This is a genomic window from Aquaticitalea lipolytica, from assembly GCF_014641635.1.
Lineage (GTDB): Bacteria > Bacteroidota > Bacteroidia > Flavobacteriales > Flavobacteriaceae > Aquaticitalea > Aquaticitalea lipolytica.
In genome coordinates, this window is the sequence record NZ_BMIC01000011.1 from 1 (window position 1) to 13,737 (window position 13,737).

The 13,737-nt window shown below is 34.2% G+C and carries 6 protein-coding genes; 5 read left to right on the forward strand and 1 reads right to left on the reverse strand.

Going from position 1 to position 13,737, the window contains the following annotated elements; all coding sequences use genetic code 11:
- Nucleotides 1-150: 150 nt before the first annotated feature.
- On the reverse strand, nucleotides 151-828 hold the full coding sequence (locus IEW41_RS13900) for a response regulator (RefSeq protein ID WP_188606988.1): 678 nt from the start codon (nucleotides 826-828) through the stop codon (nucleotides 151-153).
- 237 nt (nucleotides 829-1,065) lie between these two features.
- On the opposite strand from IEW41_RS13900, the gene IEW41_RS13905 reads away from it, so the two are divergent.
- Genes IEW41_RS13905 through IEW41_RS13925 form a run of 5 tightly spaced genes read left to right on the forward strand, consistent with a single transcriptional unit; the run spans nucleotide 1,066 to nucleotide 13,661 of the window.
- The gene (locus IEW41_RS13905) at nucleotides 1,066-1,602 is read left to right on the forward strand and encodes an OmpH/Skp family outer membrane protein (RefSeq protein WP_188606989.1); all 537 of its coding nucleotides are present in this window, start codon (nucleotides 1,066-1,068) and stop codon (nucleotides 1,600-1,602) included.
- Entirely contained in the window at nucleotides 1,589-2,212 is a 624-nt protein-coding gene (locus IEW41_RS13910; RefSeq protein WP_229660230.1) for a hypothetical protein, read from the forward strand. Before IEW41_RS13905 ends, IEW41_RS13910 begins: the two co-directional genes overlap by 14 nt.
- A gap of 3 nt (nucleotides 2,213-2,215) precedes the next feature.
- Nucleotides 2,216-8,431 carry a hypothetical protein gene (locus tag IEW41_RS13915; protein WP_188606990.1) on the forward strand — a complete coding sequence of 2,072 codons (6,216 nt, stop codon included), beginning with the start codon at nucleotides 2,216-2,218 and terminating at the stop codon, nucleotides 8,429-8,431.
- Nucleotides 8,432-8,436: 5 nt separating this feature from the next.
- Entirely contained in the window at nucleotides 8,437-12,897 is a 4,461-nt protein-coding gene (locus IEW41_RS13920; protein ID WP_188606991.1) for an RHS repeat domain-containing protein, read from the forward strand.
- Between the two features lie 2 nt (nucleotides 12,898-12,899).
- Nucleotides 12,900-13,661 (forward strand): toxin-antitoxin system YwqK family antitoxin, encoded by a 762-nt coding sequence (locus IEW41_RS13925; RefSeq protein WP_188606992.1) that lies wholly within the window; start codon nucleotides 12,900-12,902, stop codon nucleotides 13,659-13,661.
- Nucleotides 13,662-13,737: the final 76 nt, after the last annotated feature.

Consider the following 13,737-nt stretch of genomic DNA (forward strand, 5'->3'; position numbering starts at 1 on the left):
ATTTTTTTTAGTCTTAAGTTTATTAATGTCATTTAAAATTTATTGCTTAATGAAAGTATGAATATACTATCTTATAAATTAAAATAAGTAAGGTTTTGCCTTATAAAAAGTAAGGTTAAACCTTACTTGGTGTTTGTCAAAGTAATTTAATTAAACAAACCCCTTCTCTTTGGCAATTTGAATTAATACATTGTCATCTTTAGAGCCAGTATTTAATGCATTTTTTAAATGACGCTTTCGTCTTTCTATTCCAGCAATTGAAAGTGGCAAAACATCAGGTAGATCTTTTGTTTTAGTGCCAATAGATAGATGATATAGCAGCTGTCTGTCAAGACTATCAATTGTAAAGTCATTAGACATTTGTTTTCTTAATAACTTAATAATAGATCGACTATAATATGGAGGGTCAATTAGCACAATTTTAATAGCCTCAACAATTTCATCAAAACCAAAATCGGTTTTAATTAAAAAGCCTTCAGGATTAATTGTTTTAATAATGTTATTTAAAAGGAAGTTATCATTATAGCTTGTTAATACAATAATTTTAACATCATCATGCTCTTCTCTTATTTTTAACCCTAAATCTTCTCCTCCTAATATTTTACCATCATCAGATGGTGGAATTCTAATGTCTAAAAAAATCAAATCAAACTGGTAATCAGTTGATTTATAATTCAATTTTTCTAATGCCTCTTGGCAGGTGTTTGCGGATTCAACTCTAAAACAAAAGTCCTTATTTAAGGAATTTAGACGCTCTAATGCGATTTTATAAATATCAATAATAGCAGGATGGTCATCGATAATTAATACGTTAAAAATGTTATGCATACTTTCATATAAATGAGTTAGGGAGAATCAAAACATTTTGTAATTGTAACAATAATAAAAAATATTAACGAATAAATTTTATTTCAAGTAGTAATATTTTTTAACATTTAAGAATTACGTGAGCTTTAATTATAAATTGAGGGCTTAACCTTACTTATTGTAAGGTAAAACCTTACCTTTTTTTAAATTAAAATCAGTTAATTGCTGTAATTTTTTTAACTAAACCTTTCAAACATAATGAGTAAACTTTCCATCCCAATTTCAATAATAGCAGTTATTATAAGTATTAGTTCTTTTTTCTTTTTAAAATCTTCTTCAAGCCAAGTTTATGTTGATGTTAACAAGCTTTTGGAAGGCTATGACCGAACCAAAGTAGTTAGAGCTGAGTTCGAAGCAAAAGCCAAAACGATGAATGCCAATGTGGACAGCTTAGTAACCAATTGGCAAAAAGAACTGCAACTGTATGAAAAAGAGCGTTCTTCACTAACAGCAAAAGAATTGGAACTGAAACAAGAATTGCTAGGTAACAAGCAACAACAAATCAATAACTACCAACAAGCCATTCAAAAGCAAATCCAAGAAGAGGATCAAAAATCCACACAAACCGTTATCAATGACATCAACGACTATGTTAAAGAATATGGAAAGACTAAAGGCTACAAAATTATTTTTGGAGCCAGTGGTGGTGGCAATATCATGTTTGCCGATGAAGCAAGTGATTTAACACAAGAAGTTTTGGAAGGATTAAATGCTGAGTTTAATGGTAAAAAGTAAACCATATAACATTCTCTATTTAACCTTTATAGTATTTCTTTTGGTTAATTGTAGTAATAATGCATTTACCGATGAAGAAGCACTTTTGGAGTATTTAAAAGATGAAGAGAATGGGTATGTGCAACGGAAATCTGTCAATGGAATAGATTTTGAGTTGATGTACCGACCGACCGATTTATTGGTAAAGCAAGAATTGGGCGATAGTATTATATCAGATAGAGTTAAGGTATTAAGGGATAAATATTCAAAATACCTCTATTTTAATTTGAGTATGAGTAAAAATAATAAAGAATTGCTCAGCACGACTCCTAAAAACAGAGCCGAGTTTGGACAAATGGTTAATCAGTTGGTGTTTGGCATGAACGAAAAAGTGCACTTATATACCCAATCAAATGACACGATTCAAATGATAGATTATGTATATCCTCGTTTATATGGAATGGGCAAATCCAGTAGTTTAATGTTTGTTTTTCAACGAGACGAGAAAAAATTAAAAGAGGAATATTTGAATTTCAACATACAAGACTTTGGCCTCCTAACAGGTGAGGTCAATTTTAAAGTATCGTCACAAAAAGTTAATAAAGAACCATATATACAATTTAAAAATTAATCCATGTACAAACCTAAGTTTTCGCACAGAGTTATCGCTGTGTTTTTGACACTGAATTTTATGGTGTCAATTGTTCCTGTTAATCAACTGCTTGCTAGCAATAATGGGCCAAATGCTCCTGAGGCTTCTGGCTTTGAGCCAGTAGGGGCTACTGATATGGTGAACTTATCAAGCGGTGATATGTCATATGTCTTACCATTATTAGAAATAGATGGGTTTCCAGTAACCTTGAATTATCATGCAGGTATACCTATGGACATGGAAGCTTCATGGGTAGGGTTAGGATGGAATATCAATACTGGAGCCATAGCAAGAGGAGTTGTTGCTAATCCTGATGATTGGGGCTATGGGAGAAGGCTAAATTTAACTTATCTATATGGAGAGATAGATTCTTATTCTGTAAATGTTGGGGTAGGTTTTGCCAAGGCAGCAGAAGTAGGTGTAGGATTATCATGGGGCTCTAACAAATCTATATCTGGTTCTGTTTCGGCTTCTGTTGGACCACTATCTGCAAGTATAGATACAAATGGAAATTATAGTTTTGGTGTAAGCGCCTCCGCTGCAATGAAAAGTTTTGGTTTGGGAGACGCTTTTGATAAAATTGAAAGTGGTCCAAATGAAGGAAGTTTTTTTGGTGGATCTCTATCATTAAGCGGAAACACTAAAAAAGGTGGGATTTCTGGTAATATAGGTCTTGGTGGTTCAGCTTATGGATTATCAGCCGGAATGGGTATTTCTATTTCTAGTAATGGATTAGGTTCTTCATTTTCTGTAGGTGCTAATAATCAAAGTTCTGGTACTGAAACTCGAAGTGGTGGAGCTGGAATAAGTATGAATAGTTTTTCTGCTGGTGATTATAGCTATAATACGAAAGGGTTTTATATTCCTTTACAAATCGGAATTTTTAGTTTTGGCTTTGGTCATCAAAAGACTGAAATTACCCTTGCAAATGGATATAATAAATACGGATATGGAATATTATATCATAATTTGACCACAGGAAGTTCAGTTGACAAATTATACAATACCGAACTTGGCAATGATATACTGCCATTAACTTTTGATACATCGACAGACGATTATCAAAGAAGAAATGTTTTTGGTGATGTTTATGAGCAATCACTTCCTCAACCTGAAGTTGAGTTTATTGGAGATTATAGAGAGCAAATAGAAAAGCTTAACTTTACTTTTGGAGGTTATGATTCTTACGATATAAATGCGTCTGGAATTGGAGGAACTTTAAAACCTATTTTAGGTGAAACTTCTGTTTTAATAGGAGAAGGTTATGATGGTAGATCTGTGAGAACTTATCGTGATAAAACAAAGGTTTTCTATCACAACTCAAAAGGGGGATTGAAACCCACGAAATCTATGAGTCAATCTGATACCAGCCCTAATAAATTGAATTTTAGTTTTGACGGTCAAATAACAGAAAATGCAGTTATTTCTGGAGCTTCAATATCAAATTATACAGGAAGTACTATTGATATTTCAAACTTTATCAACTCTGGATCAGATTTACCAAGTAGACCAAAGTCTGGGTCTTATGTAGAAACTTATACAAATGCTCAAATTGATGCAGGTGCCAATATTATGATACCAGCTAGTTTGAAAACATCTAGTGGATTTTTAACAAGAAATAGTCAAGGTTATCAAATGGAAGGTATTGGAGGCTATAAAGTTACAACTCCTGATGGTAAAACATATCATTTTGCACAGCCCGTTTACAACTATGAGCAGATACAACACAGTTTTTTAAATTTTGAAGGAGCTACAAGTGAAAGTAAATATAACTCTAGTACAAAACGAGAAGCAACTCCCTATGCAACACATTGGTTGTTGACCGCTATTACAGGCCCAGATTATATTGATATAAATGGAAATAATTTTGCAGATGAAGATGATTATGGATATTGGTTGCGTTTAGACCATGGACAGTGGTCAAACGCATATACATGGAGAAGTCCTTATGATACTAGAGATTACACAAATGATGGAACTATAGTTAATCAAGCACGGAGGCATTATTCTACTTTTATGGACAAGCAAGTTGAAAAATCCGATCCAGGTTATTTTGTTCAAGGCAGAAAGGATTTATACTACTTAGATAAGATAGTTTCGAGAAATCAATCTGCAATTTTTGTAAAGGATTTACGTCATGACGCCTATGGTTCTTCTGCTGATTATTCATTTAATTTTACACCCAATAAACAATTTACTGATAAAATTCAAGGAGGTGTAGTTCAACATCGTGAAGCAGCTATTTATGATAAAGAGTATCAATTAAAATTAGATAAAATCATTATAGTTAATAAACCCGAGAGTGAAATAACAATCAATAAAACTACTGGTAATGGTTCACTCGGGACAGTAAATCAATATGTTTCTCCAGATAATAGATATTATTCGGGGGGGTTCTTTTGGAATGGCTTGCTGCCGCAAAATCGTGTCCATAAACTTCATTTAAGCGACAACATCATTGATGTAAATGATGTGTCCAGTTTTGATTACAGTCAAGCAAATAAGGTTATCAAGTTTGAACATTCTTATGATTTAGCAAAGAAAACTCCTAGCTCTGGTTACACAAGTTCAAGTCCTTACCCTAATAATGGTACTGTTAATGAAAAATATGGAAGGCTTACATTGGAAAGTGTGAAAATCTATGGCAGAGGCACTATTTCAAATGCAAATGAAAATCAACTATTTGATTATATGCCGCCTTACATATTTGACTATTATGGAAGAGATGAAGTACACGAAGAAAATTACTTACAAGAGCTACCACCTGGTACTCCAAGCACATTTTATGATCAAATTTTTTCGCAAATGTTTCCAGGAATGTCTCCGCCTCAACAGTACGAATTTATTCGCGCTAATAAAGATAACTGGGGCTTTAGAGAAAATGCAATAGAAGCTTGGAGCTTAAGCGAAATTACCACACCTCAAGGATCTACAATAGAAGTTGATTATGAAGAGGATGATTTTTATATCGAGGCTTTTGGAAGAAGATATTGGGAAAATGATCTTAAATTTTTCATTGAGCGAAATCCCAATAATAATAACATTCTAATAAGTATCAAAAACCATCATTTAGTCAATGAAGGTTTTAAAACTAACTTTGAAGACTATTTTGAAGTAGGTGAGAAAGTTTTCATTGATCTTTATATTTGTAGAACTAGACACGCACATAACAACAGTTCGGATAGAGGTCGAATTAATATTAATTCTGAAACGTATAATAATTTAATAGAATATCCTACAATTTTAAGTGTAGATGAAGACCTACTTGTAATTGAGTTAAATAATATCCCAGTTTCAGCAGATGTGATTGGAGGTAACGACTCAAATAGAGTTTTTAATCTTTGGTTTGCAAAAATGAGCGGCACTAGCAATGGAGGAACTCATATTTACGAAGGTACAGAAAGAAACTGTCCGTCAGACGTGCCTGCCGGAGGAGATCGACACAAAATGGCTTACAAATTATTATCAAATAAAGTAGCTCCTGGAACAAGTGGCGGTGGACTTAGGGTTAAAGATATAACTGTAAAAGACAATAATGGGGGAAAGTATATAACTCGTTACGATTATACAAATCCTTACACTGGAAAGACTTCAGGAATTACTTCTTTTAATCCTATCAGAGGAGAAGTTTTTGTACCTTATCAAAATGAACTCCCTGGACCTGGCGTTATGTATGAGTGGGTGACTATGAAAGCAATTGAAGTAAACAGCTCTAATAATGAAAGGGAAATAGCAAGTTCACGATATCATTATTACACATTACAGCCTGTATTTGACATTTTCAATCCAAATATTGAGATGAAGGATATTGACGGGGATGATATTTTTAAAACTACTGTTAACGAACTATCTATGAGTTTTTCAAATATGACCGCAAAGGATATGAAAATAGAAAAGAACCTGACAAAAATTGGTCAGCTTATATCTATAGAAGATTTCAATGAGTTTGGCCATTTAATGAGTAAGACTACAAATTCATATGTTCCTAGGGCAGGTGAACTTAGTGAGACGTATGCTTCAATGAAAACAGTTTTCGATTTTAATGAGGATGATGACGGAAATGAAGTAGAATCTTCTTATGTCTTAAACCAACATTATCTCGGATTATCAACTAAGTCTGAAAAAGTTAGTATGATTAAGTCCATTGAGAGTGTTAACTCAAGCGGAAAATCAACTATTACGTACTCTGAACCAGACGAATTCTTGGGGACTTATACAGTTTCTGAAAAAACCTTATCTGATGGAACTATAGTAAAAGAGAAAAAAATTCCAGCCTATAAGAAATATTCAAGTATGGGGTCTAAATTACTAAATCCTAACAATAAAAATATGCTTACACAAGAAGCAATGAATATCACTTCTCTTGGAGCAACTAGTAATCAAACATTAAACGCCAGTATCACCACTTGGAACAATGATTGGTCGTATCGAGATAATATAGGCAATCAGAGTAATTCAAGTAATGAATTTCCTGTCTGGCGAAAGCATAAAACTTTCATTTGGAAAGATAAAGTTAATGCAACAACTGGAACTTATAATACTAACTTAAGCGAAACCAACAGTTATTTTAATTGGGGTATAGGACAACCTACTAATTCTAACTGGCAAAATGTATCTGAAGTTACAAGGTATACACATTGGTCTTCACCTATTGAATCAAAAGATATTAATAATAATTATGTGTCTTCAAAAATGGCAGATGAATTCACAAAAGTAATTGCTAGCGGAAATGCTAGATATACAGAAATGTATTACTCAGGTGCAGAACATATTGCTTCTGGGAATTACTTTGAAGGTGAAGTTAAAGGAGCCAATTACCAAACAAATGAAGTTTCCCATACGGGTTCCTATTCTGTTAAAAATAATACTGCAAATGATAAAGTATTTGAAGTTTCTGGTCAAGTTAGTTCAAGTCTTAATGATTTAAGTAAGGATTTTAGACCAGGTAAATACAAAGTGTCATTTTGGACACATCAACAATCAGGCACTGATACTGGCACAAAGTTAAATTTCAATGGGATAGTAGTTTCTGAAGTTGAGACAGTAAGTGCAGGTTGTTGGAAAATGTTCAATTATTATGTTGAATTAACCCCAAATACATCATTCAATTTATATGCGACTAATACTAATGGAGGTGGATATTATTTTGATGATTTTAGGATGCACCCAGTTTATTCAAGTATGAATAGTTTTGTATATGATAAAGATACAAAAGAGTTATTGTATATTTTAGATGCTAATAATATGTCAACATCATATAGATATGACGCAGCAGGGAGATTAAAAACAACTTATAAAGAAGTTGAGAACACTAGTTCATTTAATGGAGGTTTTAAAATTGTAAGCCAGTATAAATATCATTATAAAAATAATAATGATACATCTATTAACTACAATGAAGATATTAATAACTGTATTAATCAAATATACAAACCTTTGGCTTTAAAAGAATTATCTAGAAATTGTATTCCTGAATTTAATACCTATGATATAAACTACACTATGCATGTTTATGATGGGTCTGGGAATTATAAGTATGAATGGAAATGGTTGATAAATGCCGAAACAGGGCAATATTCTAATTGGATTGTGGGTAATCAAAATCAATTTATTCCTTATGCAACAAAATACTGCGCTTCTGATTCTTTTCAAAAAACATGGTCTGTAAAAGCACGAGTAACTGACTTGGGTACTGGAGAAGTCATTTCTACAGATGATGGATACGATATTGAAGAATGCTTAAACTATATTAATAATCCTAAAGTCCTTTTAGGTGTTGAAGCTTCAAAATGCCATGGTGAATGTGGCAGTTCTAAATATCAATTTCATTTACATCCTTTAGATGCTAATCTGTCCTTACCACAAACAACAGGTTATATAGATAACAATACAGGAATTTTAACATCTATTGACTTATCTCAAAGTAATGGGTTATTTTGTCCAACTATTAAATATGTTGAAACTAATGAATGTTCAAGTGGGTATATACAATTTGTAAGTATAACTCCTACTTATTTAGGTTCTACAGGATTTACATATGAGTTTTATTTAGATTGTGTTTCAAATACAGAGCTAAATTTTAATCCTCAATTAAAAAATGGAGTCGCAAACGACCCTCAATATGCAAGACCTGGAATTCTGATTAAGAAAAATGGAGATGGTAAAATTATTTCAATTACTGACACCACCAAAAATTAGTTATTATGTGTTTAACTTACAGATATGGTTTAAGTTTTTTACGGATATTTTTTATAATCGGACCAGTATTGTTTGCTCAAGAATTACCTCCTTCTCCATCGGATTTGGATAAGAACTGGGTTAGCAGTGTTAGTTATGATTTTTCTGGTCAGACCATAGGCAAGAGTGTTGGATATTTCAATGATTTAGGCAAGAGCACCCAGAGCCAGAGTTGGGACATATTGACTGGCAAGGTATGGGCAAGCCAAACGCTTTACGATTACCATGGGCGCCCAGCCTTCAATAGTTTAAGCGCTCCAAAAGGATTATCGTTTGGATACAAGAATGATTTTATTCTTAATCAGTCTAATGGGATTTACACCACTACTAATTTTGAGAGCAATCCAGACACTCCACAATTTGTCTTGGGTACAACACCTAATACATTGGGGCACTTCTATAGTGTCAATTATCAAGATCCTAATTATCCAAATCAAGATGTTACCTCCTATCCGTTTAGCAGAACGGTTTATAGTACCCTCAATCCAGGTTCCGTAAAAAAAGTATTGGGAGGCAATAAAATTAATGGGCAATGGATGCAGAGCTATAATTTTAGTATGCCTGCGGCCCAAGAGCTTTCTACAGTAAAAGCCTTTGGGATAGCGTCTTATAACGATAACCGGATTACAAAAACTATAAGTAGAGATGTTCATGGTGTCGAAACAGTTGTATTTATTGATAGTGAGGGTAATACCTTGGCAGTGGCACGTAGTGGTAATGAAGACAATGCTTCGCTGGAGACTTACTTGATGACCTCTAAAATAAAGGAACAGGGTTTTGTGGATATTCATATCCCTGTAGGATGCTCGGGACTGACCATCACTAACAACCCAACAGGTCAGGCATTAAAAATCTATGACCTTGTTACAGAGACACAAGTATATACATCTGTTTCAGTACTGCCTTCAGGATTTTATCGTTTAGTGGTCAATGACCTAAACAGTTATGAGTACAACCCAAGCAATCCTGTTACACTGACCTATAACATCAACTATTATGACTACAGCCTCAACAAATATGATAGAGCAGGCAGGTTATTGAGCTCTTCTCAACCCATAGGAACAGAGGTAAAGAGCACTTTTAAGTATAACAGTTTGGGACAATTGTTGCAGACAACAAGCCCAGATGAAGGCGAAGCACGATTTGTTTATAGAACCGATGGGCAGATACGCTTTTCAAGAAACGTTAAACAAAAAGCAGCTAAAGAGTTCTCATACACTAATTATGATGAGATGGGGCGACCTGTAGAGAGTGGTGTGTATTATGGACAGGACTTAAATCCTGATACCTATACCAATTTTACCAATACAGATTATTATCAATGGTTCAGTGATACGGTTCTCAATCTTACTGACAGTCCCGATGGGCTAAACGATACCTATAGCAAAGAGCAACATTTTACATTGTACGATGTTCCCGACCTAGGTCTTGATTATCTATTGAGTAAATGCAATATTCCTTCAAAAGGATATAAGCAAACGTTTTTATATGGTAATGTCTCAAGAACCAAAACAGAAAACCCTCAAACCAATACAACATGGTACAGTTATGATGTCTATGGACGTGTAAAATGGCTCGTGCAAAAACCAGATGGGCAGTGTTTCAACACCATTGATTACACATATGACCCAATCACAGGGCAAGTCATAAAAGTAGACTATCAAAGACATGTTCCTTCAGAACGGTTCATACATCAGTACAAATACAATACAGCTGGGCAACTTGTAGAGGTTAATACTTCTACTGACGACATTCACTTTACCAATAATGCCAAGTATTATTATACCGAAACTGGTGCATTGAGACGTACTGAACTCGCTGAAGACCTCCAAGGAATAGATTATGTTTATAATATAAATGGTCAATTGAAAGCCATCAATTCACCACATGTCATAGGGTTTACAGATCCAGGCAACGATAGTCCCTCTACCACAGGGTTTAAAGAAGATGTGTTCGGGATGATTATCGATTATCATATAGACGACTACAATCGTAAAGAAAGTAGCTTAAGTTACGGATTGACAAGCACCTCCCCAAACAATCAGTTCAATGGCAATATAGGAAGTATTCGGTGGAACAATGCCATCCCATCGGCTCCAACGGCAGACACCTATAATTATTCATACAACAAAAACAATTGGTTGTCAGGAGCAGTTTATGGTACTTCAAATGCAGAAGAAATTGTCATCACAGATATTAATACAGGGCAGCCTTATAACACAGGGAAGTACAAACCAGAGTTTACCCAAGACGCTAATCAAGATTATGAAGTATCCAACATCACTTATGATGAGAACGGAAATATTGTCACCTTAAAGCGCAATGGGGTTACTGATACCAATGGCAACAATGCTATGGATGAATTTACCTATCATTATAAAGAGGATAAGAACCAGCTTACTGCTGTTGAAGATACTAATGACAATAGTAATCCTATACGTTTCAATGATTTAAAAAATCAATACTTAGGCCCAGCAGTGGATAATTATATCTACAACAGCATAGGCCAATTAGAGGTTAGCTTACAGGACGAGATGGCCTATGAGTACAACGCATCTGGATTGGTAACAAAAATCAATGGCTTTGCCTCGACCAGCACTAATGATTGGACTTCGCTTTATGAAAATGATTTTTCATTGGCCACAGATAATGATGTAAATAATTGGGACTATGAAGCTCCTAATGGATCATCGGAGATTCCATTGATACGTATTAATTATATTAATTCAGGCATAGTTCCCGTAGGAGGAGAAGGTATTGAGTGCACCGTGGTCAATACTAGGTATACATCCTGCGTCTCATTATCGATGGATGCTGCCTTGGTACGAGGTCATTATAGAACAGTGCCCAATGCACTGCATAAACTAGATATGGATGTCATTGTACAGCACTCACAGACACTGGGAGGCCAAGTTATTCCGGCCGGAGCAATTATCAGAGTCAAAGATGCTAATGGCAATGTACTAGCAAGTCAGGTCTATAACTCTCCAAATCCGAGCCTATCTCCAGATCCGGATATGGTATGTGGCCCTAACCCACCGCCGAGATGTAATGATACAGATTGCGATAATTTTTTTGATGAGCATGCCAGTTTTCAATTCACTCCAACTACCGACACCATTGTCGTAGAAGTTGAAAGGGATGGACAATGGGGTAATATTTATCTAGACAATATTCACTTGCAGGTTGCTACAGAAACAAAATTGGCTTTCTTTTATAATGACAGAGGCCATCGTATTAGAAAAGAATCTTATTTAAGTACCAATGCCGAAGTAACCTATTATGTGCGTGATGTATCAGGTAGCGTGATGGCTATTTATACAAAATCAGGTCAAGGCCAAGTAGAACAAAAAGAAATACCAGTATATGGCGCAAGTCGATTGGGCGTATACTATACCGATGAAAAGGAAGGAGGCTATGTATACCAGATAACAGACCATCTTGGTAATGTAAGAGCAGTGGTTTTGAAAGATGGTAATAATGCACTATCTTTAACTAACAGAACAGATTACTATCCCTTCGGGATGCCAATGCCTAACAAAAATATCGAAGGAGATTATAGATATGGCTATCAAGGTGAATTTGCTGAAAAAGAACCTGAATTGGGTGGTGGTATAAATTCTTTTGAAGCAAGATTGTGGGATAGTAGGATTGGGAGGTGGTTAACCGTTGACCTAGCTGGTGAGTTCTTTAGTCCTTATTTAGGAATGGGTAACAATCCTATAAGTGTCGTTGACCCTGATGGGCGTTGTACAGTTTGCCCTGATGACGCTAAACAAGGAGACACTTTTAACCATCCAGAATTTGGAGAAATGCAATATGATGAATTTTTAGGATGGAATATTAGTGGTGCTTCAATGTTAGATACTGTTATTATTGGAGGAGATAGTTCAGGAGGGTTTAACCCTATAATGTTTCAACCAATACCTATTGGACCAACAGGAGGATTTACAACATTAGCAGAAATAAAATCTTTTTTTACTGCTAATAGTGGTTCTACTATGTACGGTAATGGAAGTGATAATCAAATGTCAAGAAAAGGAAGTGGAGAGATATATGGTACTTGGGATTTTAATGAAATGGTTATACCTGGTAGCCCAGGGCCAAGTATAACGAGATGGAGTCATACTCCCAATTTTAATAAAGCCGTAGACTTATTGGAAAATTTCAGTGACGGAATGAGTGCAGGAGAACATATAGATTATGTCGCTATACAGCCATTGCTTGCACCAAGTGATAAAAACACTATAATTACGAGGACTATTATAGTAAAGCAATATTTTCACGATATTCCAACACGAACCACAGATTCAATAGATGAATCGCGAACTTTCACAGGTCAAGAAAAAAGAGTGAATTTTCAAATCGACTCAACAAAAAAATCACATAAGAGTCAATATAGGAACAGAAATTATTTTGATAATTAACAATGATAAAAACACTATATAAATATACATTAATCGCAATTTTTTTATTTGCCTGCAAAAACGAAAAGGTTGTTAAAGAATATTATTCTAATGGTAACTTGAAATTCACAGTTCAAGTTGATGAAAAAGGAGTCCAAAATGGTTTATACGAACAGTATTATGATTCTGGTGAATTACTTAAAAAACTAACATACAAAGAAGGCAAAATTGTTGATACCGTTTTAATTTATTACAAGAATGGTAAAGTTAAAGAGAAAGGAAAATTATACAATGACAGTTTAAAAATTGGTTGGTGGAATTATTATTCTTCCAATGGCAACTTAATAAATAAGAATGAATATCTAATATTAGGAGATAGCATATATAAAAACCAAACAATAAAGTTCCAGCCTGATGGGACAATTGACGAGCAAGAAAGTTCGTATTTTACATTGGAAATCCCTGACACATTATTATTGGGAAAAAACGTAGGAAAATTATATTACAGTTCTAATTTCATAAATGCTTCAGACAAAATTTTGGATGTAATAATTGAAAATGAGTACTTAAATTCTGAAATTAAGTTAGATACTTTTGGCGAACGGCCAAACGAAACACGCTTTGGTGTATTTGCAAATAAAATAGGATACAAAACAATTAAAGGCTCAACTTTAGAAACGTTGTTTTATAAAAATAGAATAACCGTAGACTCTTTTAATCTTACAATCAAGACCCATAAAAAATATTTTGAAAAGAAGCTTTATGTTAAGGACACTATTGATTAGTTGTAATAGAAATAATTAGGTGTTTTCGGTCATGGGGCAGAATGGCGCTTTTGAAAAGAAGTAAAGTTATGATACT